The organism is Streptomyces sp. NPDC001292, from assembly GCF_042896465.1.
Classification (GTDB): Bacteria; Actinomycetota; Actinomycetes; order Streptomycetales; family Streptomycetaceae; genus Streptomyces.
In genome coordinates this window covers 1-26,249 of record NZ_JBIAXG010000036.1, presented here as the reverse complement: position 1 = coordinate 26,249, position 26,249 = coordinate 1, and the positions used below count along the sequence as shown (strand labels likewise).

Below are 26,249 nucleotides of genomic sequence, written 5' to 3'. Positions count from 1 at the left end.
ACTCGGCTGAAAGCCTCAGCCCAGAGATAGTCCCGCCTGAGCTCAGAGATAGTCCTGCAGGCGGCCCACCGTCAGGCCCTCCTCCTGGATTCTGCGGAGCAGGCGGGTCGTGCGGTCGCGCAGGGGTGGGCCGTCGAGGTCGTCGTCGTCCGAGGCGACGAGGAGGATGTCGCCGGGGCGCAGTTCGTGGGGGCCGTGGGTGAAGCGCAGGCCGGTGTCGGTCGTGGCGCCGCGCCACCGCACGACCGCCGAGACCCCGCAGTCGGCGGCGGCGCGCAGGGTCGTCATGTCGTACCGGCCGTAGGGCGGGCGGAAGAGGCGGGGGCTGACGCCGAAGCGGGCGCGGATCTTGTCCCGCTGGCCGCAGATCTCGGCGCGCTGGCCCGCGTAGGGCAGACCGCGCAGCGAGGGGTGGTCCAGGGTGTGGTTCTGGAGGTCCGCGCCGACCGACATCAGGCGCGCGAAGTGCCCGTACCCCGGTCCGACGACACTGTCCGTGAGGAACATGCTGACCGGCAGCCGCAGTTCACGGACCATGTCGACGAACCGCGGATCCTTCTCCGCGCCGTCGTCGTAGGTGAGGAAGGCGACCGGGTCGGAGGTCGCGACGTGGTCCACGACCTCGGGCAGTCCGGCGGACGGGCTGGCGCCGGCGGGCCGCGGCGGACGGGCGGGCGGCTTCGGTGGCGCGGGCAGCGGCGCCGTGAGTCCCCAGCGCCGGTAGGCCTGGTCGGCCGCCGGGCTCTGCGACCGTACCCCCTGCGCCGCCTTGCGGCCGAGCCGCTCGATGGGATCGACGGACGTGGCACAGCCGGACAGCAGCGAGGCGGCGAGCAGGGCCACGGCGAGGTGCCGGGGCCTGACGGGCCGCAGTCTCACAGGTAGTCCTCCAGCCGGGCCACCGCGTACCCGTCCGCCGTGACCTTGCTCAGGAACCGGCGCATGTCGTCGGCCATCGTGCCGTTCCATTCGTTGGGACCCCGGAAGTGGGTGAGCACGATGTCGCCGGGCCGCAGCCGCTGGTCGTCCTCGCGGAACTCCCAGCGGTCGACGTAGACCTCCTCGTTCCAGATGGGCGCGTACTCGATGCCGCAGGACTTGGCGGCGCGCAGGGTGTCCTGGTTGTAGTTGCCGTAGGGCGGGCGGAACATCTTCGGGCGCTTGCCGAACCGCTCCTGCATGATGTCCTGCATACCGCAGATCTCGCGCTTCTGCTCCTCGTAGGACAGGCCCGGCAGGTAGGGGTGGTGCAGGGTGTGGTTGTTGAGGGTGACCCCGGAGGCCTGCATCTTCCAGAAGTAGCCGTAGTCGTCCTTGATGAGGTCGTCGCTGAGGAACACCGTGTACGGGATCTTCAGGTCGCGCATCATCCGCAGGAATTCCGGGTCCTTCTCCGCTCCGTCGTCGATGGTGAGGAAGACGACCTTGTCCTTGGTGGGGACCGTGGTGAAGACCGGGGGCAGGTTCCAGTCCTCCTGATGTTTCACCTCGAAACCCGCGCGGGCGGTGGCCTTCGGTTTCGTCGTGGGCGGCTGCGGGGGGATCAGCGGGACCTGCTCCAGACCCCAGCGCTTGGTGGCGGCCACCCGCTGCGCGTGGGAGGTGTGCAGGCGGTCGGCGTAGGAGCCGAGGGCGGGGGCGGGGGGCGCCTGGGGGCGCTGCTGGCCGGGGGCCGGGCGCACCTGCGCCGCCTCCGGCTGCGCGCAGCCGGAGGCGAGGGCGGCGACGGCGAGCACCGCGAGCCCGCCGCGGATCCGGGCCCTGCGACTCGGGAACCTTTCAGGACCCTTTTTGTCATTTTGTACTACTAGCCTCATGGCGCCGGATCCTCGCAGGCCACCGCCCCGAACACGGGGCGACACCGCGACCGGAGGCACACCATCCACCGACTGGCCGACAATGAGCCGGTGAACGACCACCTCCACGCCTTCGCCTCGCTGCTCACCCCCGAGGGCCGCGCCCTCCTCGACGAGGTGCGCGGCACCGAACCCGCCGACGAACTCGCCGTCGCCACCCGGCTGCGCCGTGAGCACCCCGCCGAACTGGTGTCGGCGGCGCTCGGCCAGGCCCGGCTGCGGCAGCGGGCGGCCGCGAAGTTCGGGGTCGAGGACGCGGGGCGGATGTTCTTCACGCCGAACGGGGTGGAGCAGTCGACGCGGGCGAGCGTGGCGGCCTACCGGGCGGGCCGGCTGCGGGAGTCGGGGGTGACCTCGGTCGCCGACCTGTGCTGCGGGATCGGCGGCGACGCGATCGCCCTCGCCCGCGCCGGGATCCGGGTCCTCGCCGTGGACCGGGACCCGCTGACCGCCGCCACGGCCCGCGCGAACGCCGAGGCGCTCGGGTTGGCGGACCTGATCGAGGTACGGGAGGCGGACGTCACGGAGGTCGGCACGGCGTCGTACGACGCGGTGTTCGTGGATCCGGCCCGGAGGGTGGGCGCAGGAAGGGGTGGCGGCCGGGCGACGGGCGGGCGGATCTTCGACCCCGAGGCGTACTCGCCGCCGCTGTCCTGGGCCGTCGGCGCCGCGCTCCGGGCGCCCCGCGCGGCCCTGAAGATCGCCCCCGGCATCCCGCACGAGATGATCCCGCCGCAGGCCGAGGCCGAGTGGATCTCCGACGGCGGGGACGTGAAGGAGGCGGTGCTGTGGTTCGGCACCGAGCCGGGACTGGTCCGGGCCACCCTGCTGCCTGGCCCGCGCACCCTGCGCGGCCGCGGCCTGCCCGACCCCCAGGTCCGTACCCCGGGCCGCTACCTGTACGAGCCCGACGGCGCGGTCATCCGCGCCCACCTGGTCGCCGAGGTCGCCCGGGAACTCGACGGCGGCCTGATCGACGAGACCATCGCGTACGTGACCGCCGACGAACTCCGCCCCACCCCGTACGCCACCGCCTACGAGATCACCGACCGGCTCCCCTTCAACGTCAAGAGGCTCAAGGCCCTGCTGCGGGAGCGCGAGGTGGGGACGCTGACCGTGAAGAAGCGGGGCTCGGCGGTCGAGCCGGAGGAACTGCGCAGGAAGGTCCTTGCGAAGCCGCACGGCAGGAACGCGGCGACGGTGTTCCTCACCCGGGTCGCCGGGGCGCCCACCATGCTGCTCGGCCACCCGGCGGGCTGACGCCGCTCACCGCAGCGACGTCCACAGGTCGCCGGCGTCCGGCTCCTGCGCCACCACCCGGTTGGGGTTCCACGGGGCCGTCACCACCGGCATGGTCACCGTCCTCACGTTCTGCGCCGACAGGCCCTTCAGGCTCTGGCCGAGGGTCGTGAGTTCGCCGAGCGAGTCGAGGCCGGTGTCGGTGGTCAGGCTGCCGGTCACCGCGTCGGCGACCCGGTAGAGCCCGGCGGGGTCGTCCAGCAGGCCGGAGGCGGAGATCTCCTCCAGCAGCGCCTTGACCAGCGTCTGCTGGAGGCCTATGCGGCCCAGGTCGCTGCCGTCGCCCACGCCGTGGCGGGTCCGGGCCAGGGCGAGGGCCTCGGTGCCGTTCAGGTGGTGGGTGCCCGCCTTCAGGTGCAGATGGCTCTTGTCGTCGTCGATGTCCAGCTCGGTGGTGACGGTGACCCCGCCCATCGCGTCCACCAGCTTCGCGAAGCCGGAGAAGTCGATCTCGACGTAGTGGTCCATGCGGATGCCGGTCAGCGTCTCGACCGTCTTGACCGCGCACACCGGTCCGCCCACCGAGTACGCGCTGTTGAACATGGCGTAGTTCGCCACCGCCGTGGAGCCGCCGGACTCCAGCGGGCAGGACGGGCGGGTGACCAGCGTGTCGCGCGGGATGCTCACCACGGTGGCCGAGGTCCGGCCCGCGTCGATGTGCACGATCATCGCGGTGTCGGAGCGGGCGCCCTCGCTGTCGCCGCCGCCGAGTTCCTTGTTCTGCTCGCCGCTGCGCGAGTCCGAGCCGAGGACCAGGATGTTGAGGGCCCCGCTGGGCAGGGCGGCCTTCTCGGCCGACGGTGCCGTACGCGGCCCGGGCGGACGGTCGTCCCCGAGCGCGCTGTTGATGTCGACGCCCTTGATGTTCTGGTTCAGGTGCCAGTACGCCCAGCCCGCCGCCGCGACGCCCAGCACCAGGACGCCCGCCAGGCCGAGGCCCACGGTCTTCAGGGCCCGTGACCGCCGGCCGGCCCCTCCGCCCGCGTCCCCGCTGTCGCTGCCGCCCTGGCCCCTGTCATGTCCCCTGTTGTGTCCCCTCACGGGGAGGAACATACGTCCGACTCACGCGAAGCCCGACAGGGGGAGGCGCCCACGACCGAATTCTTCGGAAAATCTCATCTTCCCCGAAAGTTTCGGCACTTGAGCTTCACTTCGCGGGCGCCGCCGTACTGCTGCGCCCCACCGGACTCGTGGCCAGCTCCACCCGGGTCGCCACCGGCGTGTCCTCCTCGCGCCCGAGGTCCAGGACCCGCTTCGCCGCCGCCTCGGCCATCTCCGTCAGCGGCCGGCGCACGGTCGTCAGCGGCGGCCCGCCCCAGCGCGCCACCGGCAGGTCGTCGAAGCCGACCACGCTCAGGTCCTCCGGGACGCGCAGGCCCAGTTCGCGCACCGCCTCGTAGACGCCGAGCGCCTGGAGGTCGTTGCCCGCGAAGACGGCGGTCGGCCGGTCCTCGCGGCGCAGCAGCTTCGCAGGTGACCGCGGCCCCCGCGCACCGCCGCCGCCACTGGTCCAGGCGCCCGAACCCGCCGGCCGGCCTCGGCTCGGTCATCTGGCCGGTCGTCGTGATCGTCCCGATCTACGCGATGATCTCGACCTCGCTGACCCGGCAGGACCAGGTGCTGGGCAACGCCCTCGGCCCACCCGAGCACCCGACCCTGGAGAACTACAACACCGGCCTGCACAGCGGCTTCGGCCACCTCCTCGCCAACACGACGACCGTCGCGGCGGCGGTGGCCATCGTCCTCGTGCTGTGCGTCCCGCTCGCCCACGTCGCCGTCCGTACCCGCAGCTTCTGGTCGGGCGCGGCCTTCCGCATGTTCCTGCCCGGGATCGCGATCCCCGCCCAGGCGGTCGTGGTCCCGCTCGACCTGGTGATCGCCAAGCTGAACCTCTACGACAGGCCGCTCGCGGTCCGGGTGGGAGGGTGGGAAAGCGGGGGTGAAGGGGGCGGAGCCCCCGCCGGGGTCCGGGCGGAGCCCCAGGGACGGGGCCTCTCAACTCACCGAGAAAGCCCGGCGGGTGGGCGAAGCGGGAACGAAAAAACCCCACCCCCGGATGAACCGGGGACGGGGTTTCCGTCGAGCGCCGGGCAGGCCTTGCACCTGCATCTCCCCGCAGGAAGCGGGGCGTCTTTCCTTGGACCACCAACGCACTGCTCGCGAGCCTGAGTTGGCCGCTTGCGTGCGATGATCATAGCCGACCGGGAGGGCCGCAGGCCAATCAGGCGTCCTGGCCCCCGCCGACCGACTCGAACCGCCACCGGTGCACGGCCCGCGTGACCAACTCCCCTGCGGGATCGGGAAGTTCCGGCAGCTCGGCGGTGAACTCCGCGTCCCACCAGGTGACGACCAGCACCCGGTCCTGCGGGGCCCGGAAGGTCTCCCGGCGCAGGGGCCGCCGGGCGAGCTCCTGCCGCCGGACCCAGGCGAGCAGTTCCTCCCCCCGGCCCGCAACCGCCCGGGCCTCCCACATCAGCGCCACCGTCACGAGTACAGGTTCTCCTTGCTGACCTCGTGCACATGGTCATGGGCGTGCCCGGTGCCCGGCACATGCGGATCGGTCACCGGCAGGGACGAGTCCGCCGACAGGTCCCAGCCGGAGGCCGCCCTGCCCCGGCTGACCATCTCCGCGCCCAGCGCCGCCACCATCGCGCCGTTGTCAGTGCACAGCTTGGGCCGGGGCACGCGCAGCCGGATCCCGGCCGCCTCGCACCGCTCCTGCGCCAGGGCCCGCAGCCGCGAGTTCGCGGCCACGCCGCCGCCGATCATCAGGTGGTCCACGCCCGCGTCCTTGCAGGCCCGTACGGCCTTGCGGGTCAGCACGTCGACCACGGCCTCCTGGAAGGACGCGGCCACGTCACGCACCGGCACCTCCTCCCCGGCCGCCCGCTTGGCCTCGATCCAGCGGGCCACCGCCGTCTTCAGGCCGGAGAAGGAGAAGTCGTAGGCGGGGTCGCGCGGACCCGTCAGCCCACGCGGGAAGGCGATCGCCCCCGGGTCGCCCTCCTTCGCGTACCGGTCGATGACCGGTCCGCCCGGGAAGCCCAGGTCCAGCACGCGCGCGATCTTGTCGAAGGCCTCGCCCGCCGCGTCGTCGATCGTCGCGCCCATGGGCCGCACGTCCGCGGTGATGTCCGTGGACAGCAGGAGCGAGGAGTGCCCGCCGGACACCAGCAGCGCCATCGTGGGCTCCGGCAGCGGGCCGTGCTCCAGCTGGTCCACGCAGATGTGCGAGGCGAGGTGGTTGACGCCGTACAGCGGCTTGCCCAGGGCGTAGGCGTACGCCTTGGCCGCCGAGACGCCGACGAGCAGGGCGCCGGCCAGGCCTGGTCCCGCGGTGACCGCGATGCCGTCCAGGTCCCTCGCGCTGACCCCCGCCTCCTGCAGCGCGCGCTCGATGGTCGGCACCATCGCCTCCAGGTGGGCCCGGGACGCCACCTCCGGGACGACCCCGCCGAACCGGGCGTGCTCGTCGACGCTGGAGGCGACCGCGTCGGCCAGCAGGGTGGTGCCGCGGACGATGCCGACGCCGGTCTCGTCGCAGGAGGTCTCGATGCCGAGGACGAGCGGCTCGTCCCTCAAGTCAGTCATGGATCTCGGTTCCTTGTACACCGTTGACGGAGGTTGCCGGGTCGGACAGGCGCATCACCACGGCGTCCACGTTCCCCGGCTGGTAGTAGCCGCGCCGGAAACCGATGGGCTCGAAGCCGAAACGCTCGTAGAGCTTCTGCGCGCGGACGTTGTCCACGCGGCACTCGAGCATCACCTCGGCGCACTCGAAGGCGGTCGCGGCCCGCAGCAGTTCGGTCAGCAGCCGGGCGCCGAGCCCCGTGCTCCAGTGGTCGCGGGCGACGGCGATGGTCTGCACGTCGCCCTGCCCACCGGAGGCGATCAGCCCGGCGTACCCGACGATCCGGCCGCTGTCCTCGGCCACCACATAGCGCCGGGTCGCCCCCGGGCCCCTGGAGTGCGCCAGCTCGGACCAGAACATGCCCCTGGACCAGGCGTCCTCCGGGAACAGGTCCTTCTCCAGTTCCAGCACCGGGTCGATGTCCCACCAGCGCATCTCGCGCAGTACGCACCGGGCGGGCCCGGTCGTCGTCTGTCCCGTCACTTCGGGGTGACCACCTTGTAGTTCTTGGGCACCTGGGCGTCCGGCCGGCGCAGGTACAGCGGCCGGGGCGCGGGCAGCTCCTCCCCGGCGGCCAGCCTCTCGGCGGCCAGCGAGGCGAGGGCGGCGGCCGACACGTGCTCGGGCTCGTGCGCCTGCGGGAAGGTCTGGGGGTACAGCAGCGCGCCCGCGCCGACCGCGGGCAGGCCCCTGACCTGGTCGGCGATGTCGGCCGGCCGGTCCACGGCCGGGTCGGTGACCCGGGTGCGCGAGTCGGCGTACCGGGCCCAGTAGACCTCCTTGCGGCGGGCGTCGGTCGCCACGACGAAGGGGCCGGGAAGGTCGGCCGCGTAGGCGAGGCCGTCGAGCGTGCACACGCCGTACACGGGCACGCCGAGGGCGAGCCCGAGGGTGTCGGCGGTCATCAGGCCGACGCGCAGGCCGGTGTACGGGCCGGGCCCGACGCCGGCGACGACGCCCGTGACGGCGTCCAGCTTGAGCCCGGCCTCGGCGAGCACCCGGTCGACGGCCGGCAGCAGGAGCTCTCCGTGCCGGCGCGCGTCCACCTGGCTGGAGGAGGCGATGACGGCCGTACCGTCGTGCAGGGCGACGGTGACGGCGGGGGTGGCGGTATCCAGAGCGAGCAAGAGCACGCAAACAGCCTACGGCTCCCGCGCCTCCGGCACGGCCGCCCCGGTCGGGCGGATTCCGGCTGCTACGGTCGCCGCGAGGCAGCTCGCACGACCGATGCGGAGGTGGACGACCGTGGCACGGAGCAGCTCGGGGTTCGTGGCCGGGATCACCGCCGCGGCCGTCGTCACGGTCGGCTTCCTCGCCTACCAGGCGCAGGCGAGCGTTCCGCGGAGCCTGGGCGGCCGGCCCGGCCCGGCCGCGACGCACGTGGCGGGCGCCGGCAAGGCGCCCCGGGACAAACGGCACCCGACCGCCCTGCCCGGCGGCTCCGGAACCGGCGAGCGGGTCGTGTACTCGCTGGACGACAACCGGGTGTGGCTGGTCGGCGCGGACGGGACGGTCCAGAACACCTTCAAGGTCAGCCCCGGCAACGTCGACCCGGCGCCGGGGACCTACGCGGTCGCGTCCCGTTCGAAGGCGATCACCGGGACCGACGGCGTCCCCGTCGAGCACGTCGTGCGTTTCACCAGCACGGACGAGGTGGTCATCGGCTTCAGCGCGGCGGTGGACGGCTCCTGGTCGACGCCCGACCGGGCGATCAGGACCGGCGGCATCCGTGAGTCCAGGGCGGACGGCGAGGCAATGTGGATGTTCGCGACGATCGGCCAGAAGGTCGTCGTCATCCGCTAGAGCGGCCGACCACCGGAGCGCACCCTCGCCGGATCAGGTCCTTCACCGGAGGGCGTCGTCCGGAAGTCATCCGACAGGGCTACGCCGCTTCACGCGTCTCCTCCGCCGTGCGGGGGTCCGCCGGCTCCGGGGCGCGCGGGGGCCGGGAGACCGCGTCGGCGGCGGCGCAGGAGGCCAGCAGGTCGCGCATGGACACACCGCCCACCGTGTACGGCCGCGGCTTCGGTTTCGACTGGTGTCGCCGCCGCTGCTGCTCGTTGCTCTCCATGGCCGACATGGACGCCTCCTGGGGGCCGGGGGGCGGACGTGGTTAGGCACGCCTAACCACGGGCTGACCACCATGTGACCATGCCCGGAGCACCCGGCGCAAGCACTTGCCGACGTCCTGTCGGAAAGTCAGGGCGGCGCTCAGGCGGTCAGAACGCCCAGGTCGACGGCGTCCCACCGGTCACCGACCCCCGTCACCGTCACGTGCCGCACCTCGTCCGTGGTGTCTCCGACGGCCCGGTGGATCAAGACCTGGAGCCGCTCGTCGGTCAGCTCCTCGACCTTGCCCTCGCCCCACTCCACGACGACCACCGAGTCCGGCAGCGACACGTCGAGGTCGAGGTCCTCCATCTCGTCGAGCCCGCCGGACAGGCGATAGGCGTCGACGTGGACGAGCGGCGGACCATCGCCCAGGGGCGGGTGCACACGGGCGATCACGAAGGTCGGCGAGGTGACGGCGCCGCGCACGCCGAGCCCCTCGCCGAGACCGCGGGTCAGCGTGGTCTTGCCCGCGCCGAGCTCCCCGCTGAGCATCACGAGGTCGCCCGCGCGCAGCAGCTTCGCCAGACGGCGGCCCAGCTCGCGCATCTGCTCGGGGGCGTTGACGGTGATCTCTACGGACCCGGGGTCACGGGTGTGCCGTGCTGCTGGTGCTTCCATAGCCATCAACGGTAGTGCCTGCCGGGACCGCGCCCGCGCGGGCGAGCAGGTCGGCGAGGCGGTCCGTGACGACCTCCGGATGCTCCAGGATCACCAGGTGCCCGGCGTCCGGGACCAGCACCAGCTCCGCCTCGGGGAGCAGGTCGGCGATGGCCTCGCTGTGCTCGCTGGGCGTCACCAGGTCCTGTACCCCGGCCAGGACCAGCACCGGCATGTCCGCGAAGAGGGCGAGCGCCTCGGTCTTGTCGTGGTCGGTGAAGGCCGGGTAGAACTCGGCGACCACGTCGATCGGCGTGCTCTCGATCATCCGCTCGGCGAACCGGGCGACCACCGGGTCGATGTCCCGGCCGGCGAACGAGTACCGCTTGATGATGCCGGTGAACAGGTCCGCGGTGGCCCGCCGCCCCTTCTCCACCAGCTCGGCGCGCTGCCCGAGCGCCTTGAGCACGCCGGGGAGCACCCGGCGCACCGCGTTGACGCCGGCCACCGGCAGTCCGAAGTTGACCTCGCCGAGCCGCCCGGAGGAGGTGCCGACGAAGGCGGCGGCGACGACCCGTTCGCGGATCAGCTCGGGGTACTGGGCGGCCAGCGCCATCATCGTCATGCCGCCCATGGAGTGCCCGACCAGCACGATGGGCCCCTCGGGCGCGGCGGCGTCGATGACGGCCTTCAGATCGCGGCCTAGCTGGTCGATGGTCAGTTCCACGCCGTCGCGGGTCTGGGACAGGCCCCGCGCGGACCGGCCGTGGCTGCGCTGGTCCCAGTGCACGGTGCGTATGACACCGCGCAGTGCGGCGCGCTGGAAGTGCCAGGAGTCCTGGCTGAGGCAGTAACCGTGGCTGAAGACGACGGTGACGGGGGCGGGGGCCTTGCGGCCGAAGAGCCGCCGGCGGCGCGGGCCGAGGTTCGCGGTGGAGTCGGGGTCGATGTCGTCGACCTCGTAGTAGAGCTCGGTGCCGTCGTCGGCCAGGGCCTTCCCCGGCGTGCCGCGCAGGGCTCCGTAGGGGCCCACCGAGTCCAGGGCGAGCCGGGCCTTGCGGCGCATGCCGCGGCCGACGGTCATCCGCTCGATGGCGACCCCGGCGGCGGCGCCCGCCGCCACCACGCCTATCGCGGCGCCGGCGATGCCGGTCGCCCGGCGCCAGCCGCCGGCCGCTTCGGCGGCAGAGGCGACGGCCGCCGTGGCGGCCCTCGCGACGCCCCCCGCACTGCTCTCGCTCACGTACCGCTCCTCTTTTTGCCGTACTGCTGTTCGCTTCAGTGGCCGGCACCGGTCCCGGTGGGTGCGGAGGGTGCCGCCGCCCCGCTCGGGGTGCCGTGCCGCGGCCGGGTGTCCGCGCGGGTCACCCGTCGTGCGCGGCCCGCTCCCCGCCTTCTGCCCCGTCCGGCTTCTCGTTGACATAGACGCGGGGAACGCGCGTTCCGATGCGCGTGACGATCTCGTAGGCGATGGTGCCGGCGGCCTGCGCCCAGTCCTCGGCGGTGGGTTCGCCGCGGTCGCCGGGGCCGAAGAGCACGGCCTCGGCGCCGATCTCGGGCTCGTCCCCGCCCAGGTCGACCACGAACTGGTCCATGGCGACCCGTCCCGCGACCGTACGCCACTTGCCGCCGACCAGGACCGGCCCGGTGCCGGATGCGTGGCGCGGGATGCCGTCCGCGTAGCCGACGGGCACCAGGCCGAGGGTGGTCTCGCCGGGGGTGACGTAGTGGTGCCCGTAGCTGATGCCGTGGCCCCCCGGCACGTGCTTCACCAGGGCCAGCGAGGCGGACAGGGTCATGGCGGGGCGCAGCCCGAAGTCGGCCGGGGTGCCGAGCTCGGCGCTGGGCGAGACGCCGTAGACGGCGATCCCGGCGCGGACGAGGTCGAAGTGGGTCTCGGGGAGGGTGAGCGCGGCGGGCGAGTTGGCGATGTGCCGCACCTCCGGGCGCAGCCCGCGCTGTTCGGCGTGGGCGATCACCTCGCGGAAGACGCCGAGCTGCGCGGCGATGGAGGGGTGGCCCGGCTCGTCGGCGCACGCGAAGTGGGACCACAGCCCGGTGACCCGGACCAGCCCCTCGGCCTCGGCGCGCAGCGCCTCGGCGACGAGTTCGGGCCAGTCGGCGGGCTGGCAGCCGTTGCGGCCGAGTCCGGTGTCGGCCTTCAGCTGCACGCGCGCGGGACGGCCGGCCTGCCGGGCGGCCTCCCGGACCTCCGCCAGGGCCCACATGTCGCTCACGGACATGTCGAGGTCGGCCTCGATCGCCTCCCGCCAGGGCCCGCCCGGCGTCCACAGCCAGCACATGATCCGCACCTGTGCGGGCGACAGGCCGGCCGCGCGCAGGGCGAAGGCCTCCTCCGGCGTGGCGGTGCCCAGCCAGGTCGCCCCGGCTTCGACGGCCGCACGGGCGCACGGGACCGCGCCGTGGCCGTAGGCGTCGGACTTGACCACGGCCATGACGGCGGCGCCGGGCACGCGGCCGCGCAGGGCCCGCACGTTGGCCCGTACGGCGGCCAGATCGATCTCGGCACGGGCACGCAGCGGCGCCGTCCGTGGGTGTGCTGTGTCGTTCATCGCGCCCCCAGTGTCTCAGAGGCACCGGACGGCCTTTCGAGAAGCGGGTCGGTGACGGACGCCACCGTGTGCCGCCGGCCGGCGCTCCTGTCCGCCGCCGCGCCCCGTCCGCCGCGCGGTCCGCGGCTCAGTCCCGCACGTCCCGCCAGGCCAGCGGGATGGCCTCCGCGACGTCGTGGGCACCGATCGGCGCGCCGTGCGCGGCGAGCCGGCCGGCCAGTCCGTGCAGATAGGCCGCCGCACTGCCCGCGTCGCGGGCGGAGAGACCGGCGGCCAGCAGTGAACCGGCGAGGCCTGACAGCACGTCACCGCTGCCGGCGGTGGCGAGCCAGGGCGTGCCCGTCGGGTTGACCCGCACGGGAGCCCCGTCCGGGTCGGCGACGAGTGTGGTGGAGCCCTTGAGGAGGACCGTCGCCCGGTAGCGGGCGGCGAGTTCGCGTACGGAGGCCAGCCGCGCGCCCTCGACCTGCTCGCGGGCCACACCGAGCAGGGCGGCGGCCTCCCCGGCGTGCGGAGTCATCAGGGTCGGGGCGGTACGGGCGCGTACGGCGTCGCGTTCGGCGAGGCGCAGCCCGTCCGCGTCGATCAGTACGGGTACGTCGGTCTCCAGCACCTCGGCGACGGTGGCCGCGTCGTCCCCGGCGCCCGGGCCCACCACCCACGCCTGCACGCGGCCCGCCTTGTGCGGCCCCTGGTCGGACACGAGCGTCTCCGGGAAGCGGGCGATGACGGCGCGCCCGGCAGGACCGACGTACCGCACCGCGCCCGCCCCGCCGCGCAGCGCGCCCGACACGGCGAGCACGGCCGCGCCCGGGTAGCGGGCCGAGCCCGCCGCGACGCCGACGACACCCCGCCGGTACTTGTCGCTCTCGGCGGCCGGCCGCGGAAGCAGCGCGGCCAGGTCGGCGTGCTGGAGCGCCTCCAGTTCGGGTTCGGCGGGCAGCTCGGGGCCCAGGCCGATGTCGACGAGGCGGACCGTGCCGGCGTACTCGCGGGCGGGGTCGACGAGCAGCCCCGGTTTGTGGGTGCCGAAGGTGACGGTCAGGTCGGCGCGCACGGCGGCGCCCAGCACCTGGCCGGAGTCCGCCTCCACCCCGCTCGGCAGGTCCACGGCGACGACGGCCGCCCCGGAACGCGCCGCGCGCTCGGCCAGCGGCGCGGCGTCGGCGCGCAGGCCGCCCTTGCCGCCGATGCCGACGATGCCGTCGACGACGAGGTCGGCCCGGTCGATCGCCTCCTCGGCGGCACCGGCCCGGGCCACGCTCCCGCCCGCCCTGCGCAGCGCGGCGAGGCCTCCGGGATGGGTGCGGTCGGGCGCGAGCAGCACGGCGGTCACCCCGGCGCCGCGCCGGGCCAGCCGGGCCCCGGCGTACAGCGTGTCGCCCCCGTTGTCCCCGCTGCCGACCAGCAGCACCACCCGGCGTCCGTACACCCGCCCGAGCAAGTCCGCGCTCGCGGCGGCGAGTCCGGCGGCGGCCCGCTGCATGAGGGCGCCGTCGGGGAGCCTCGCCATGAGCGCGCGCTCGGCTGTCCTGACCGTCTCTACGCTGTACGCGGTACGCATGCGGTCGAGTCTGCCCCGGATGCGTCCGGTCCCGCACGCGGACCCGGCGGGGCGGTGGCGCGGGGCGTCAGCCCTCCGCGATCACCACGGCCGAGGCCACTCCCGCGTCGTGGCTCAGGGACACGTGCCAGGAGCGGACGCCCAGTTCCGCGGCCTTGGCGGCGATCGTGCCGGTCACCCGCAGCCTCGGCCGGCCGGAGTCCTCGACGTACACCTCCGCGTCGGTCCACAGCAGTCCGGCCGGCGCGCCGAGCGCCTTGGCGAGCGCCTCCTTGGCGGCGAACCGGGCGGCCAGCGACGCCATGCCCCGGCGTCCCCCACTGGGCAGCAGCAACTCGCTCTCCACGAACAGCCGCCCGGCCAGTCCGGGCGTCCGCTCCAGCGACGCCGCGAACCGGTCGATCTCGGCCACGTCGATACCGACCCCGATGATGCTCATGCGGAGCACCCTACGGCGCGCGGTCCCGGGTCAGGCGGCGGCCAGTTCGCACCAGACGACCTTGCCGCGGTTGCCCTCCCTGACCAGGGGCTGCCATCCCCACAGGTCGGAACAGGCCCGCACCAGCGCCAGCCCGCGCCCCTCCTCCCCGTCGCCCACGCGTTCCAGGGGTACGGGCGGCTCGGGGGCGCGGGGTCGGCGTCCCATGCCCCGATCCGCAACACACCCGCGGCCCACCGCAGCCGGAGCGCGGCGGGCCCCTTGGTGTGCCGTACGGGGGCTGACGTGGAGTTCCTCTACATCCCTGGCCTCCTTCAGACGGAGGACTATGCCCGCGCCGCTTTCTCCTACCAGGTACCGGCACTACCCGAGGACGAAGTGGCGCTGCGGGTCCGGCACCGTATGGACCGCAAGGTCGTCATCGAGGGGACGACTCCCGTCCCGTACAAAGCAGTGATCCATGAGGCGGCGTTGCGGATCAGAGTCGGTGACCGCGCTGCCGCACGGACTCAACTCGGCCGCGTTCTGGAACTGTCCGAAGCAGGCCACGTGAGCGTGCGCGTCGTCCCCTTCGACCTGGACGGCTTCGCGGGTGCCTGGAGCAACATGTTGCTCGCAGGCGGCGACGTGCCCAAGCTGGACACAGCCGTTCGCGACGCACCCCACGGCACGGCTTTCATCGACTCCGAGGCACAACTCGGTGTCTTTCGAACGCTCTTCCGTAAAGTGGAGGAGGTATCACTCGACCCCGACCGATCGCGTGACTTCATTCACAGGCTGGCCAAGGAACTGTGAGGCTCATCGTGACCACCCCGGTCAACTGGCGAAAGTCGTCCTACTCCGGCGGCGGCGAGGGCAACAACTGTGTCGAGATCGCCAACTCCCCCACCCACACAGCCATCCGCGACTCCAAAGCCCCCACCAGGGCCACCCTCTCCTTCCCGACCGGAGCCTTCACCGCCTTCCTCAAAGCCCTGAAGAGCACCGACACCCCGGAAAACTGAGGCACCTCATGTCCACCCCCGACTGGCGGAAGTGGTCCTACTCCGGCCCCGGCGACGGCGACGACTGCGTCGAGATCGCCAACTCCCCCACCCACATAGCCATCCGAGACTCGAAGGCCCCGGCCAGGGGCACCGTCGTGCTCCCGGCCGAGGCCTTCACCGGCTTCCTCGAAGCCCTGAAGTGTCACTCCACCGTGACGGACTTCGCCAGGTTCCGCGGCTGATCCACCTCGTTGCCCCGCGCGGTCGCGAGTTCGCAGGCGAAGACCTGCAGTGGCACCGTGGCGACCAGCGGCTGGAGGAGGGTCGGGGTGGCCGGGATGCGGATCAGGTGGTCGGCGTACGGGACGACCGCCTCGTCGCCCTCCTCCGCGATCACGATCGTACGGGCACCCCGCGCGCGGATCTCCTGGATGTTGGAGACGATCTTGTCGTGGAGGAGGGACCGGCCCTGCGGGGACGGCACCACCACGACCACCGGCAGGTCCTCGTCGATCAGCGCGATCGGCCCGTGCTTCAGCTCGCCCGCCGCGAAGCCCTCGGCGTGCATGTACGCCAACTCCTTGAGCTTCAGGGCGCCTTCGAGGGCGACCGGATAGCCCACGTGCCGGCCGAGGAACAGCACCGTGTTCTTGTCCGCGAGCGAGCGCGCCAACGCCCGTACCGGCTCCATCGTCTCCAGGACCCGCTCGACCGCGCCGCCGATCTGCGACAGGTCGCGGATCACCACCTGGATCTCGTCGCCCCACTTGGTGCCGCGGACCTGGCCCAGGTACAGCGCCACCAGGTAGCAGGCCACCAGCTGGGTCAGGAACGCCTTCGTCGAGGCGACCGCGACCTCCGGGCCCGCGTGGGTGTAGAGGACCGCGTCCGACTCGCGCGGGATGGTGGAGCCATTGGTGTTGCAGATGGCCAGCACCTTGGAGCCCTGCTCGCGGGCGTGCCGGAGCGCCATGAGCGTGTCCATCGTCTCGCCGGACTGAGAGATGGCGATGACGAGGGTCTGGGCGTCCAGGATCGGGTCCCGGTAGCGGAACTCGCTGGCGAGTTCCACCTCGCAGGGAATCCGCGTCCAGTGCTCGATGGCGTACTTGGCGATCAGGCCCGCGTGGAAGGCCGTACCGCAGGCGACGATGACGACCTTGTCCATCTCGCGCAGCTCGGATGCGGAGATGCGGACCTCGTCCAGCGTCAGCGAGCCGGCCGCGTCGATACGGCCCAGCAGCGTGTCGGCGACCGCCTTGGGCTGCTCGGCGATCTCCTTGAGCATGAAGTAGTCGTAGCCGTCCTTCTCGGCGGCCGCCGCGTCCCAGTCGACGTCGTAGGAGCGGACGTCGGCGGGCTGCCCGTCGAACCCGGTGACCGTCACCCCGTCCCGGCGCAGCTCCACGACCTGGTCCTGGCCCAGCTCGATCGCGGAGCGGGTATGGGCGATGAACGCGGCGACGTCGGAGGCGAGGAAGGCCTCGCCCTCGCCGATGCCCACGACCAGCGGGGAGTTGCGGCGGGCGCCCACGACCACGTCCGGCTCGTCGGCGTGCACGGCGACCAGCGTGAACGCGCCCTCCAGGCGCCGGCACACCAGCCGCATGGCCTCCGCCAGATCGGCGCTCGCCGAGAACTCCTCGGCGAGCAGGTGCGCCACGACCTCGGTGTCGGTCTCGGAGTACAGTTCGTGCCCGCGCTCGGTCAACTCGGCCCGCAGCGCGGCGAAGTTCTCGATGATGCCGTTGTGGACGACGGCGACCCGCCCGGAGTTGTCGAGGTGCGGGTGGGCGTTGGCGTCGGTGGGACCGCCGTGGGTGGCCCACCGGGTGTGCCCGATGCCCGTGGAGCCGGTCGGCAGCGGCCGGTCCGCGAGTTCCTTCTCCAGGTTGACCAGCTTTCCGGCCCGCTTCGCCGCCGCCAGCCCGCCGTCCGCGAGCACGGCGACACCGGCCGAGTCGTAACCCCGGTACTCCAGCCGCTTCAGCCCGGCCATCACGACTTCGAGCGCCGACTGCGACCCCACATATCCCACGATTCCGCACATGGGCGGCAGCCTACGGGCCCGCCCCCACCGAAAGTGGCTACTTCGTGCCCGAAATCGGAAATTCCCACCGGGGTAGGAAGGGCCCCGGCGGGTGTCCGGATCACTTCAACTTGGCGAGCTGAGCGTCGACGAGCTCCGTGGGGAAGTCGAAGTCCTTGCCCGTGGCGGCCGAAGCGAGGTTGACGGCGGGGAAGTAGGCCAGGGTGGCGCCCTTGCGGACGACAACGGCCTTCACCGGCGCCTTGACGTCTTCGGCGTTCATGGTCTGCGTCACGGCGAACGCCTCGTCGGCGCCCCCGGGCGCCTGGGTCACGGCCACCTTGTCGATCCCGGTCCTGGTGCCGGCCGCGGTGTAGGAGTACCCGTCGGCGCACTTCTCGGCGGCCGTCCGAAGGTCCTTCATCGCCTGCTCGGCGCCGCCGCCGTCGTAGGAGGCGAGGGTCGCGACGACCTTCGCCCGGTCGAGCCCGGCCAGCAGGACGACCTGGGGGTCGGCGCCCGCCGTGGGCTTCTTCGCGTCGCCCAGCCACGACCGCTTCACGGTGGCAGCGGGCGTGCCCACGTAGCTGCCGGACTGGAGGAGCGCGAGCGGCGTGCAGGCGGCGTCGCCGGTCTTCACCTTGTCCTGCGCGACGTCGTCCGTCGCCGGCAGCTTGGTGGTGACCTTGCCGCTCCTGACGTCCGCCTGGGTGAGCGCGGCCTTCTCCAGCTCGGCGGCGCCGAGCGCCTTGGCCGGTGCGGCGGAGGCGGTCTTGTCGGCCTGCGCGGTCTTGCCGTCACCGGCCTTCTCGTCTCCGCTGCCGGAGGAACCGCCGCAGGCGGTGGCGAGCAGGACCAGAGCGGCGGTGGACGCGGCGAGCGCGGTACGGCGGACCACGGGGGAACTCACGGAAGGGCACTCTTTCTCTTCGGACCGGCGGACGGTCTCCGCGGCGAGTTACCGCGCACCCTACGCACCGCGACCTGAAGATGATCATGAACTGACCGCCCGGTACCCAACCGTGACGCCGGTGCGCTCTCCCCGTCCCCGCCCACGTGACACACCCCACCCTGCGCGCTGTTCAAACTCCGTTAACAATGGAATGTGATCTCTCCGGTCTCCTCGATGCCCCGGAGCGCCCACCGGTCCCGGCCGGAGGCGACTCCCTACGTCGACCTCACCCGCGCCGAGTGGAGCGCGTTGCGTGACAAGACGCCCTTGCCGCTCTCCGCCGCGGAGGTCGAGCGACTGCGCGGTCTCGGCGACGTGATCGACCTGGACGAGGTGCGGGACATCTACCTTCCGCTGTCCCGGCTGCTCAATCTCTACGTCGGCGCCACGGACGGGCTGCGCGGCGCGCTGAACACGTTCCTCGGCGAGCAGGGGTCCCAGTCGGGCACGCCCTTCGTGATCGGGGTGGCCGGCTCGGTCGCCGTGGGCAAGTCGACCGTAGCCCGGCTGCTCCAGGCACTGCTGTCCCGCTGGCCCGAGCATCCGCGGGTCGAGCTGGTCACCACCGACGGGTTCCTGCTGCCGACACGGGAGTTGGAGGCGCGGGGGCTGATGTCGCGCAAAGGGTTCCCGGAGTCGTACGACCGGCGGGCCCTGACCCGGTTCGTCGCCGACATCAAGGCCGGCAAGGACGAGGTGACCGCTCCCGTCTACTCCCACCTCATCTACGACATCGTCCCCGGCGAGAAGCTCACCGTCCGGCGCCCCGACATCCTGATCGTCGAGGGCCTGAACGTCCTCCAGCCCGCCCTGCCCGGCACGGACGGCCGCACCAGGGTCGGGCTCGCCGACTACTTCGACTTCAGCGTGTACGTCGACGCGCGCGCCGAGGACATCGAGCGGTGGTATCTGGACCGGTTCGGCAAGCTGCGCACGACGGCCTTCCAGGACCCGTCCTCGTACTTCCGCAGGTACACCCAGGTGTCCGAGGAGGAGGCCCTCGACTACGCCCGCACGATGTGGCGGACGATCAACAAGCCGAACCTGGTGGAGAACATCGCCCCCACCCGGGGCCGTGCGACGCTCGTGCTGCGCAAGGGCCCCGACCACAAGGTGCAGCGGCTGAGCCTGCGCAAGCTTTGACTGCTCCCCTCCCTAGGAGGGGATTACTGGCTCAGGCCGCCGCCTGGAGCAGCGCTCCGGGAGGTCTTGCGCCCTCGACACCAGCCGGGTCCAGACCTGCCCGGACGAGCTCGGCCTGCCCTTTCTTCGGCGTACGGCGGGCCATCATCCGGTCGTGGCGGGACAGCTGTACCCGGCGTGAACGCCGGGCCCCCTCGCAAGAGAGCAGGTGACGTCTACGCTGCCGCCATGCTGCATCTGCGCCTGATCACACCGTCCGAACAGACCGACGACGTGGTGCGTCTGATCGAGACGACGGTCGGCACCGCGCACCTCGTCGTGCTGCCCTCCGCCGCCCGCAACCCGGCCGGTGACGTGGTCATGTGCGACGTCGCACGCGAAGCCGGCGACGAACTCCTCGACGGTCTACGGAAGTTGGGGATCGAACGGAACGGCTCCGTCTCCGTCGAGAGCCCCGACCTGACGCTCTCCACCCAGGCCGAGCGGGCGGAGAAGGCGGCACCGGGCGAGGGCGCGGACGCGGTGCTGTGGGAGGAACTGACGGAGGCGACGCACGAGGAGTCGACGCTGTCGGTCACCTACCTCGCGTTCATCACGCTGGCCACCATGATCGCCGCCTGTGGCGTGGTGCTCGACAACGCCGTCCTGATCGTCGGCGCGATGGCCGTGGGACCGGAGTTCGGGCCGCTCGCGGGCATCGGCACGGCGCTGGTGCAGCGGGCCCCGCGGCTGGCCTGGCGCTCGCTGATCGCCCTGCTGGCCGGCTTCGCGCTGGCGATGGCGGTCACGGCCGGCTTCACGCTGTTCATGGACGTCGTCGGGCTGTTCAGCAAGGCGAAGCTGGAGGGCGCCCGGCCCAACACCGCCTTCGTCTACGCCCCCGACGCGTTCTCCTTCGTCGTGGCGGTCCTCGCCGGAGCCGCCGGCACGCTCTCGCTGACGTCGGCCAAGTCCGGCGCCCTGATCGGCGTGGCCATCTCCGTGACCACCGTCCCGGCCGCCGCCAACGCGGCCGTCGCGCTCGCCTACGGCGACACCGCCCAGACCGTGGGCTCGACGATCCAGCTTCTGCTGAACATGTTCGGCATCGTCCTGGCCGGCACGCTCACCCTGCTCGCCCAGAAGTGGTTCTGGGCGAGGCAGCGCGAGCGGATGTCCAAGGCCGGCCAGGGCCTGCCCTAGGGTCTAGCCGAGCGCCGACTTCACCGAATCCGCCAGGCGGCCCGCCACCGAGCGGGCCTGCTCGATGTCCGCGGCCTCGACCATCACGCGGACCAGCGGCTCGGTGCCCGACGGGCGCAGCAGCACCCGGCCGGTCCCGCCCAGTTCCCGCTCCGCCTCGGCGACCGCGGCGGCCAGGTCGGCGGAGGTCTTCACCCGGGTCTTGTCCACGTCGGGGACGTTGATGAGGACCTGCGGCAGGCGCTCCATCACGGACGCCAGGTCCCGCAGCGTACGGCCGGTCCCCGCGACCCGGGCGGCCAGCATCAGGCCGGTGAGCGTGCCGTCGCCGGTGGTGGCGTGGTCCAGGATGATGACGTGGCCGGACTGCTCGCCACCGAGGGCGTAGCCCTTGTCCTTCATCTCCTCCAGGACGTAACGGTCGCCGACGGCGGTCTGCACGAGCTGGATGCCCTCGCGCTCCATGGCCAGCTTGAAGCCCAGGTTCGACATCACGGTCGCGACGACGGTGTCGGAGCGCAGTGCGGAACGCTCCCGCATCGCCAGCGCGAGCACGGACAGGATCTGGTCGCCGTCGACCTCCTCGCCGGTGTGGTCCACGGCCAGGCAGCGGTCGGCGTCGCCGTCGTGCGCGATGCCCAGGTCGGCACCGTGCTCGGCGACGGCGGCCTTGAGCGGGCCGAGGTGGGTGGAGCCGCAACCGTCGTTGATGTTGAGGCCGTCCGGGTCGGCGCCGATGGTGACGACCTCGGCCCCGGCCCGCCGGAACGCCTCCGGCGAGACCCCGGACGCGGCGCCGTGCGCCTCGTCGAGCACGATCTTCAGGCCGTCGAGCCGGTTCGGCAGCACGCCGACGAGGTGGGCGACGTACCGGTCGAAGCCCTCGCCGTAGTCGCGGACACGGCCCACGCCGGCGCCCGTCGGGCGGTTCCAGGGCGCGCCGGTGCGGTGCTCCTCGTAGACGGCCTCGATCCGGTCCTCCAGCTCGTCGGCGAGCTTGTGACCGCCCCGGGCGAAGAACTTGACGCCGTTGTCCGGCATGGCGTTGTGGCTGGCCGACAGCATCACGCCGAGGTCGGCGCCGAGCGCCCCGGTCAGATACGCCACCGCCGGCGTCGGCAGCACGCCGACCCGCAGGACGTCCACGCCCGCGCTCGCCAGGCCCGCGACCACGGCCGCCTCCAGGAACTCCCCGGACGCGCGCGGATCCCGCCCGACCACCGCCGTCGGCCGGTGGCCCTCGAAGGTCCCCGCCTCGGCCAGTACGTGCGCCGCGGCGACCGAGAGGCCGAGCGCCAGCTCGGCGGTCAGGTCCGCGTTGGCGACACCACGGACGCCGTCCGTGCCGAAGAGTCGTCCCACTTGTCCTCCTGAGGAAGCGTCAGTTCAAGAAGGGGCCGGTCCATGGGCCGGTCCATGGCATTCGACGCTCCGGGCATTCGATCACATCAGCCGTTGAGCACCTTGTGCCGTTATACGCCGAAGCTTTGCGATAAACGAACGCCCCGGAGGCACATTGGCGTGCCGCCGGGGCGTTCGGAGTACGTGCAGGGGCGCCGCTGTGATTAGCGCTTGCTGTATTGCGGGGCCTTGCGGGCCTTCTTCAGACCGGCCTTCTTGCGCTCGACCGCACGGTCGTCACGACGCAGGAAGCCGGCCTTCTTCAGCGCGCCGCGGTTGTTGTCGACGTCGGCCTCGTTCAGGGCGCGGGCGACACCGAGGCGGAGGGCGCCGGCCTGACCGGAGACGCCACCACCGGCGATGCGGGCGACGACGTCGTAACGGCCCTCGAGCTCGAGCACCTTGAAGGGCTCGTTGACTTCCTGCTGGTGCACCTTGTTCGGGAAGTAGTCCTCGAGGGTGCGACCGTTGATCTTCCACTTGCCGGTGCCCGGGACGATCCGGACACGGGCGATGGCGTTCTTGCGGCGGCCCAGGCCGGCGGCCGGCTGCGGCTCGCCGAAGCGGGAGGCCAGCGACTCCGAGGTGTACTCGCCCTCGACGGGGACCTCGGACTCGGTGGTGTAGCTGTCGATGTCAAGCTCTTCGAGCGGCTGCTCGGCAGTGGTCTCGGCCACGATTCTCCTCAGATTCTCTTCAGTCTTAGGGGGTGGCCGGACTTACTGCGCGACCTGGGTGATCTCGAACGGCACCGGCTGCTGGGCGCCGTGCGGGTGCTGGTCACCCTTGTAGACCTTCAGCTTCGAGAGCATCTGACGGCCCAGGGAGTTCTTGGGGAGCATGCCCTTGACGGCCTTCTCGATGGCCTTCTCCGGGTTCTTGTCGAGCAGCTCGTCGTAACGGACGGAGCGCAGACCACCCGGGTAGCCGGAGTGGCGGTACGCCATCTTCTGGGTCCGCTTGTTGCCGGAGAGGTGCACCTTGTCGGCGTTGATGATGATGACGAAGTCACCAGCGTCGACGTGCGGCGCGTAGATCGGCTTGTGCTTGCCCCGCAGGAGGGTGGCGGCGGTGGACGCCAGGCGGCCCAGGACGACGTCCTGGGCGTCAATGACGTGCCACTGGCGCGTGATGTCGCCGGGCTTGGGGCTGTACGTACGCACGGTTCGTAGCCTTCGCTTCTTCAGTGAGTGGTCCTGACAAGGTCACCGAAGACGATCACGACAGCCCTGACCGCACCGCGGTGACGCAAACCGCGTGCTGGTCGCTGGTCATCGGCCCGGTGGACCGGTGTAAGGGCCCGTCCCGTGAGAATGAGCAAGCCAATACACAACGAAGATGCAGGATACCCGCGGCGCCCTGGCCCGGTCAAAACGGTGTGCGACCGCGGGTCCCGGCGGTTCCCGCCCCGCGTTCCCGGCCGCTCGACGGCTGGTATCGGCCGGCGGCACGCCGCTTTGTACCGGCGCGCGCCCAAGGCCCCGGGAGGACCGGCCGCAGGCGGGCGGAGGGCCCTCGGACCCCGTCTAAGATGCGCCCCATGAGTTATGGGCAGGGGGGCTCGCAGTCCCAGTGGGATCCCTGGAAACCGAATTCTGAGCAGTCCTGGAACAGCGGGGACGGCGGCCGGACCCCGGACTGGGCCGCGCTCGCCGAGGCCTCGGAGCAGCGGAACAGAAGGCGCCGGCTGCTGTTCGTCGGCGGTGGCGTGCTGGCCACCGTCGGGATCGGCGCGGCCGTCGCCATGGCCGTGGTGTCGGCGAACGGCGACAACGACGCGTCGGGCCGGCCCGCCACCCAGCTGCCCGGCACCGCCGCCCTGCCGAGCGAGTCCGCCACGGCGCCGTCGTTCGCCCCGACCACCGCCCCGCCTCCGCTGGATCCGAAGGACTTCATATCCAGCGCGAAGAAGGACACGGCCCCGCTCGGCACGGACACGCTCTTCCCGGGCACCCAGCTGACCATGGGCGAGACCGTGTACAAGAAGGGCCCCACGGACGACAGCAAGAGCTGCGCCACGGCCGCCCAGGGCACGCTCGTCAAGGCACTCACGGACAACGACTGCACCCGCCTGCTCCGGGTGACCTACAGCCAGGGCGGCGTCGCGGTCACGGTCGGCATCGCCGTCTTCGACACCGAGGCGCAGGCGCTCGAGGCGAAGAGCGAGGCGGACAGGAAGAGCATCATCAAGCCGCTGTCCGGCAGCGGCGTCAAGGCCTTCTGCAACGGCGCCGTCTGCCGCTCCACGACCAACTCCTACGGCCGCTACGCCTACTTCACCCTCACCGGCTTCACCAACGGCACGAGCGTGACGAACAAGGACACCGCGGCCTTCCGGGCCGGCGACGACCTCGCCCAGTTCTCCTTCCAGCAGATCCGCCGGCGCGGCGAGACCCAGGCGTCGGCAGCGGCCAACCAGTAACCGGCCGCCCGTCGCCCGCGCGGCGTCGGGCGACACACGGGGGGACCGGCGGACGGCCGCTCAGCAGCAGCCGGCCGCCGGCAGGGACCGCTTGTTGCGCGCCTCCCGGCTGCGCGCGGCCAGCAGCTCGTCGGCCGGGTAGCCGACCTCCTCCAGGGTCAGCCCGTGGGGCCGCACGACGTGCACGGCGGAGTCCCGCACCCTCGCGGCCAGCACCTTCCCCGGCCAGTCCGGCGGACGGTGGCCGTCACCGACGAACAGCAGCGCCCCGATGAGCGAGCGCACCATGTTGTGGCAGAACGCGTCGGCCCGGACAGTGGCCGTGATGACGCCGTCGCCGCCGCGTTCGAGGCTCAGCTCCTGGAGCGTGCGGATGGTGGTCGCGCCCTCGCGCTTCTTGCAGTAGGCGGCGAAGTCGTGCTCGCCCAGCAGCCGCCGCGCGGCCTCGTTCATGGCGTCGACGTCGAGGGGCCAGTCGTGCCACAGGACGTGGCCCCGCAGCAGCGGGTCGACACCGCCGGGGTTGTCGGTGACGCGGTAGGCGTAGCGGCGCCAGACGGCCGAGAACCGGGCGTTGAAGCCGCGGGGCGCGGGCCGCAGCGCCCACACCCGCACATCCCTGGGCAGCCGCCCGGCGAGCCGCTTGAGCAGCTTCTCGTGGTGCTCGCGCCAGACGCGCTCGGGCAGGTCGACGTGCGCAACCTGGCCCCGCGCGTGCACCCCGGCGTCGGTCCGTCCGGCCACGGTCAGCTCGTACGTCTCCCCGGACCGCGTGACCGTGCGCAGCGCGTCCTCGATCTCCCCCTGCACGGTCCGCCTGCCGCCGGCCTGCTTGGCCCAGCCGTGGAAGGCGGTGCCGTCGTAGGACAGGTCGAGACGGACACGGACATGACCGGGCTGTACTTCGTCACTCACGTGCAGATCCTCTCAGGGCGGATCCCCCGGAGGAAAAGCGGAAGCGGGCCCGCCCCAGGGGCGGACCCGCTTGCGACGTCGGGCAGGGCCTCAGGCGTCCTTCTCGCTGTCACCAGCCGCTTCCGCAGCGGGCTCGGCGGGAGCCTCGGTGGCCTCGGCCGGAGCCTCGTCCGCCTTGGTCTCCTCGACCTTGGCCTCCTCGGCCTCCTTGACCGCACGCTTGGTGGCGGCCTCGGCCTCACCCACGGCCTTCTGCTGCACCGTCAGCGCCTCGACCAGCTCGATCACGGCCATGGGAGCGTTGTCGCCACGGCGGTTGCCGATCTTGGTGATGCGGGTGTAGCCACCCGGACGGTTCTCGTAACGCGGGCCGATCTCGGTGAAGAGCGTGTGGACGATGCCCTTGTCCGTGATGACCTGGAGCACCTGACGGCGGTTGTGAAGGTCGCCCTTCTTCGCCTTGGTGATCAGACGCTCGGCGTACGGGCGCAGGCGGCGGGCCTTCGCCTCGGTGGTGGTGATGCGGCCGTGCTCGAACAGCGACTTCGCGAGGTTCGCGAGGAGCAGCTTCTCGTGCGCGGCGCTGCCGCCCAGACGGGCACCCTTGGCGGGCTTCGGCATGGTTCTTCTCCTAGTCGTCTGCCCCGGCCGTATCAGGTACCGGGGTCAGTATCCGAGCGGGCGGGTTTGCCCGTCGGAGATCCAGACGCCCCCGGAGGGGCATCTGGAAGGGGCGCGGGGCCGCTACATCATGCGGCCCCGCCGCGCGGGCGCGACCAGCCACAACCGGCCCGCAGACACAGTACGGCCTCCCCGCGGAGCGCTCAGTACTGCTCGGTCTCGACGAACCCGGCGTCCGCGTCGTCGTCGGCGCCGAACGCGTCCGCCGCGGCGGTCGGGTCGAATCCGGGCGGGCTGTCCTTCAGGGCCAGGCCCATGCCGGCCAGCTTCGCCTTGACCTCGTCGATGGACTTCGCACCGAAGTTGCGGATGTCCAGCAGGTCGGCCTCGGAGCGGGCCACGAGCTCACCCACCGAGTGGATGCCCTCGCGCTTGAGGCAGTTGTAGGAGCGGACCGTGAGCTCCAGCTCCTCGATCGGCAGCGCCAGGTCGGCGGCCAGGGCGGCGTCCGTGGGGGACGGGCCCAT

At 72.3% G+C, this 26,249-nt stretch carries 29 protein-coding genes and 3 pseudogenes; 9 read left to right on the top strand and 23 right to left on the bottom strand.

Annotation, left to right across the window (positions count from 1 at the left end):
* Nucleotides 1-42: 42 nt before the first annotated feature.
* Both ACFY4A_RS30695 and ACFY4A_RS30690 read right to left on the bottom strand, forming a co-directional pair.
* On the bottom strand, nt 43-879 hold the full coding sequence (locus tag ACFY4A_RS30695; RefSeq protein WP_390832586.1) for a polysaccharide deacetylase family protein: 837 nt from the start codon (nt 877-879) through the stop codon (nt 43-45).
* The gene (locus tag ACFY4A_RS30690; protein WP_390832585.1) at nt 876-1,817 is read right to left on the bottom strand and encodes a polysaccharide deacetylase family protein; all 942 of its coding nucleotides are present in this window, start codon (nt 1,815-1,817) and stop codon (nt 876-878) included. Before ACFY4A_RS30690 ends, ACFY4A_RS30695 begins: the two co-directional genes overlap by 4 nt.
* Nucleotides 1,818-1,907: 90 nt before the next feature.
* Between ACFY4A_RS30690 and ACFY4A_RS30685 the strand changes: the two genes are divergently transcribed.
* Nucleotides 1,908-3,116, top strand: coding sequence for a methyltransferase domain-containing protein (locus ACFY4A_RS30685; protein ID WP_390832584.1), 1,209 nt, complete (start codon nt 1,908-1,910; stop codon nt 3,114-3,116).
* Between the two features lie 6 nt (nt 3,117-3,122).
* On the opposite strand, the gene ACFY4A_RS30680 is transcribed toward ACFY4A_RS30685, so the two are convergent.
* Entirely contained in the window at nt 3,123-4,208 is a 1,086-nt protein-coding gene (locus ACFY4A_RS30680; RefSeq protein ID WP_390832583.1) for an LCP family protein, read from the bottom strand.
* 94 nt (nt 4,209-4,302) lie between these two features.
* Nucleotides 4,303-4,626 (bottom strand): annotated as a pseudogene (locus ACFY4A_RS30675) (substrate-binding domain-containing protein); the annotation flags it as partial.
* A 2-nt stretch (nt 4,627-4,628) separates the two neighbouring features.
* Here ACFY4A_RS30675 and ACFY4A_RS30670 point away from each other — a divergent pair.
* On the top strand, nt 4,629-5,324 hold the full coding sequence (locus ACFY4A_RS30670; protein WP_390832582.1) for a hypothetical protein: 696 nt from the start codon (nt 4,629-4,631) through the stop codon (nt 5,322-5,324).
* A gap of 52 nt (nt 5,325-5,376) precedes the next feature.
* Here ACFY4A_RS30670 and ACFY4A_RS30665 read toward each other — a convergent pair whose 3' ends face one another.
* Genes ACFY4A_RS30665 through tsaB form a run of 4 tightly spaced genes read right to left on the bottom strand, consistent with a single transcriptional unit; the run spans nt 5,377 to nt 7,919 of the window.
* Nucleotides 5,377-5,643, bottom strand: coding sequence for a hypothetical protein (locus ACFY4A_RS30665; RefSeq protein ID WP_390832581.1), 267 nt, complete (start codon nt 5,641-5,643; stop codon nt 5,377-5,379).
* Complete coding sequence (tsaD, locus tag ACFY4A_RS30660; RefSeq protein WP_390832580.1) at nt 5,640-6,746, bottom strand: tRNA (adenosine(37)-N6)-threonylcarbamoyltransferase complex transferase subunit TsaD; 1,107 nt, start codon at nt 6,744-6,746, stop codon at nt 5,640-5,642. The genes ACFY4A_RS30665 and tsaD overlap by 4 nt, the downstream gene beginning before the upstream one ends.
* Nucleotides 6,739-7,221 carry a ribosomal protein S18-alanine N-acetyltransferase gene (rimI, locus tag ACFY4A_RS30655; RefSeq protein ID WP_390832639.1) on the bottom strand — a complete coding sequence of 161 codons (483 nt, stop codon included), beginning with the start codon at nt 7,219-7,221 and terminating at the stop codon, nt 6,739-6,741. The genes tsaD and rimI overlap by 8 nt, the downstream gene beginning before the upstream one ends.
* A gap of 44 nt (nt 7,222-7,265) precedes the next feature.
* Nucleotides 7,266-7,919 carry a tRNA (adenosine(37)-N6)-threonylcarbamoyltransferase complex dimerization subunit type 1 TsaB gene (tsaB, locus tag ACFY4A_RS30650; protein ID WP_390832579.1) on the bottom strand — a complete coding sequence of 218 codons (654 nt, stop codon included), beginning with the start codon at nt 7,917-7,919 and terminating at the stop codon, nt 7,266-7,268.
* A 112-nt stretch (nt 7,920-8,031) separates the two neighbouring features.
* Here tsaB and ACFY4A_RS30645 point away from each other — a divergent pair, with 112 nt between their 5' ends.
* On the top strand, nt 8,032-8,589 hold the full coding sequence (locus ACFY4A_RS30645; RefSeq protein WP_390832578.1) for a hypothetical protein: 558 nt from the start codon (nt 8,032-8,034) through the stop codon (nt 8,587-8,589).
* 79 nt (nt 8,590-8,668) lie between these two features.
* Here ACFY4A_RS30645 and ACFY4A_RS30640 read toward each other — a convergent pair whose 3' ends face one another.
* From ACFY4A_RS30640 to ACFY4A_RS30610, 7 genes and pseudogenes are all read right to left on the bottom strand, one after another.
* Nucleotides 8,669-8,866, bottom strand: coding sequence for a hypothetical protein (locus ACFY4A_RS30640; RefSeq protein WP_390832577.1), 198 nt, complete (start codon nt 8,864-8,866; stop codon nt 8,669-8,671).
* A gap of 131 nt (nt 8,867-8,997) precedes the next feature.
* Nucleotides 8,998-9,516, bottom strand: a complete 519-nt coding sequence (gene tsaE / locus ACFY4A_RS30635; RefSeq protein WP_390832576.1) for a tRNA (adenosine(37)-N6)-threonylcarbamoyltransferase complex ATPase subunit type 1 TsaE — start codon at nt 9,514-9,516, stop codon at nt 8,998-9,000.
* Nucleotides 9,485-10,738 carry an alpha/beta fold hydrolase gene (locus tag ACFY4A_RS30630; RefSeq protein WP_390832575.1) on the bottom strand — a complete coding sequence of 418 codons (1,254 nt, stop codon included), beginning with the start codon at nt 10,736-10,738 and terminating at the stop codon, nt 9,485-9,487. The genes tsaE and ACFY4A_RS30630 overlap by 32 nt, the downstream gene beginning before the upstream one ends.
* A gap of 121 nt (nt 10,739-10,859) precedes the next feature.
* Nucleotides 10,860-12,068 (bottom strand): alanine racemase, encoded by a 1,209-nt coding sequence (gene alr / locus ACFY4A_RS30625; protein ID WP_390832574.1) that lies wholly within the window; start codon nt 12,066-12,068, stop codon nt 10,860-10,862.
* 127 nt (nt 12,069-12,195) lie between these two features.
* Entirely contained in the window at nt 12,196-13,632 is a 1,437-nt protein-coding gene (locus ACFY4A_RS30620; RefSeq protein ID WP_390832573.1) for an NAD(P)H-hydrate dehydratase, read from the bottom strand.
* Between the two features lie 67 nt (nt 13,633-13,699).
* A complete protein-coding gene (locus ACFY4A_RS30615; protein WP_390832572.1) occupies nt 13,700-14,071 on the bottom strand; it encodes a holo-ACP synthase in 372 nt (123 codons plus the stop codon).
* A gap of 30 nt (nt 14,072-14,101) precedes the next feature.
* Nucleotides 14,102-14,355: pseudogene (locus ACFY4A_RS30610) on the bottom strand (ATP-binding protein); the annotation flags it as partial.
* Between ACFY4A_RS30610 and ACFY4A_RS30605 the strand changes: the two are divergent.
* The 3 genes and pseudogenes from ACFY4A_RS30605 to ACFY4A_RS30595 all read left to right on the top strand — a co-directional run.
* Nucleotides 14,354-14,866: pseudogene (locus tag ACFY4A_RS30605) on the top strand (DUF5753 domain-containing protein); the annotation flags it as partial. The pseudogenes ACFY4A_RS30610 and ACFY4A_RS30605 overlap by 2 nt on opposite strands.
* A gap of 8 nt (nt 14,867-14,874) precedes the next feature.
* The gene (locus tag ACFY4A_RS30600) at nt 14,875-15,075 is read left to right on the top strand and encodes a DUF397 domain-containing protein (protein ID WP_390832638.1); all 201 of its coding nucleotides are present in this window, start codon (nt 14,875-14,877) and stop codon (nt 15,073-15,075) included.
* Nucleotides 15,076-15,083: 8 nt separating this feature from the next.
* The gene (locus ACFY4A_RS30595; protein ID WP_390832571.1) at nt 15,084-15,299 is read left to right on the top strand and encodes a DUF397 domain-containing protein; all 216 of its coding nucleotides are present in this window, start codon (nt 15,084-15,086) and stop codon (nt 15,297-15,299) included.
* Here ACFY4A_RS30595 and glmS read toward each other — a convergent pair.
* Both glmS and ACFY4A_RS30585 read right to left on the bottom strand, forming a co-directional pair.
* Nucleotides 15,260-17,107 carry a glutamine--fructose-6-phosphate transaminase (isomerizing) gene (glmS, locus tag ACFY4A_RS30590; protein WP_390832570.1) on the bottom strand — a complete coding sequence of 616 codons (1,848 nt, stop codon included), beginning with the start codon at nt 17,105-17,107 and terminating at the stop codon, nt 15,260-15,262. The two genes, ACFY4A_RS30595 and glmS, sit on opposite strands and share 40 nt — an antisense overlap.
* A gap of 100 nt (nt 17,108-17,207) precedes the next feature.
* Nucleotides 17,208-17,996 carry a hypothetical protein gene (locus tag ACFY4A_RS30585; protein WP_390832569.1) on the bottom strand — a complete coding sequence of 263 codons (789 nt, stop codon included), beginning with the start codon at nt 17,994-17,996 and terminating at the stop codon, nt 17,208-17,210.
* Between the two features lie 216 nt (nt 17,997-18,212).
* Between ACFY4A_RS30585 and coaA the strand changes: the two genes are divergently transcribed.
* Both coaA and ACFY4A_RS30575 read left to right on the top strand, forming a co-directional pair.
* Nucleotides 18,213-19,181 (top strand): type I pantothenate kinase, encoded by a 969-nt coding sequence (gene coaA, locus ACFY4A_RS30580; protein ID WP_390832637.1) that lies wholly within the window; start codon nt 18,213-18,215, stop codon nt 19,179-19,181.
* Between the two features lie 228 nt (nt 19,182-19,409).
* Entirely contained in the window at nt 19,410-20,363 is a 954-nt protein-coding gene (locus ACFY4A_RS30575; protein ID WP_390832568.1) for a DUF389 domain-containing protein, read from the top strand.
* A 3-nt stretch (nt 20,364-20,366) separates the two neighbouring features.
* On the opposite strand, the gene glmM is transcribed toward ACFY4A_RS30575, so the two are convergent.
* The 3 genes from glmM to rplM form a co-directional block, all read right to left on the bottom strand.
* The gene (glmM, locus tag ACFY4A_RS30570; RefSeq protein ID WP_390832567.1) at nt 20,367-21,725 is read right to left on the bottom strand and encodes a phosphoglucosamine mutase; all 1,359 of its coding nucleotides are present in this window, start codon (nt 21,723-21,725) and stop codon (nt 20,367-20,369) included.
* A 203-nt stretch (nt 21,726-21,928) separates the two neighbouring features.
* Nucleotides 21,929-22,441, bottom strand: coding sequence for a 30S ribosomal protein S9 (rpsI, locus tag ACFY4A_RS30565; protein ID WP_351930989.1), 513 nt, complete (start codon nt 22,439-22,441; stop codon nt 21,929-21,931).
* A 42-nt stretch (nt 22,442-22,483) separates the two neighbouring features.
* Nucleotides 22,484-22,927, bottom strand: a complete 444-nt coding sequence (gene rplM / locus ACFY4A_RS30560) for a 50S ribosomal protein L13 (RefSeq protein ID WP_030173943.1) — start codon at nt 22,925-22,927, stop codon at nt 22,484-22,486.
* A 377-nt stretch (nt 22,928-23,304) separates the two neighbouring features.
* On the opposite strand from rplM, the gene ACFY4A_RS30555 reads away from it, so the two are divergent.
* A complete protein-coding gene (locus ACFY4A_RS30555) occupies nt 23,305-24,186 on the top strand; it encodes a hypothetical protein (protein WP_390832566.1) in 882 nt (293 codons plus the stop codon).
* Nucleotides 24,187-24,246: 60 nt separating this feature from the next.
* Here ACFY4A_RS30555 and truA read toward each other — a convergent pair whose 3' ends face one another.
* The 3 genes from truA to ACFY4A_RS30540 form a co-directional block, all read right to left on the bottom strand.
* Nucleotides 24,247-25,101 (bottom strand): tRNA pseudouridine(38-40) synthase TruA, encoded by an 855-nt coding sequence (truA, locus tag ACFY4A_RS30550; RefSeq protein WP_390832565.1) that lies wholly within the window; start codon nt 25,099-25,101, stop codon nt 24,247-24,249.
* 90 nt (nt 25,102-25,191) lie between these two features.
* Nucleotides 25,192-25,722, bottom strand: coding sequence for a 50S ribosomal protein L17 (gene rplQ / locus ACFY4A_RS30545; protein ID WP_390832564.1), 531 nt, complete (start codon nt 25,720-25,722; stop codon nt 25,192-25,194).
* 203 nt (nt 25,723-25,925) lie between these two features.
* Nucleotides 25,926-26,249: DNA-directed RNA polymerase subunit alpha C-terminal domain-containing protein (locus ACFY4A_RS30540; RefSeq protein ID WP_308401769.1), on the bottom strand; the 324-nt coding region annotated here is incomplete at its 5' end.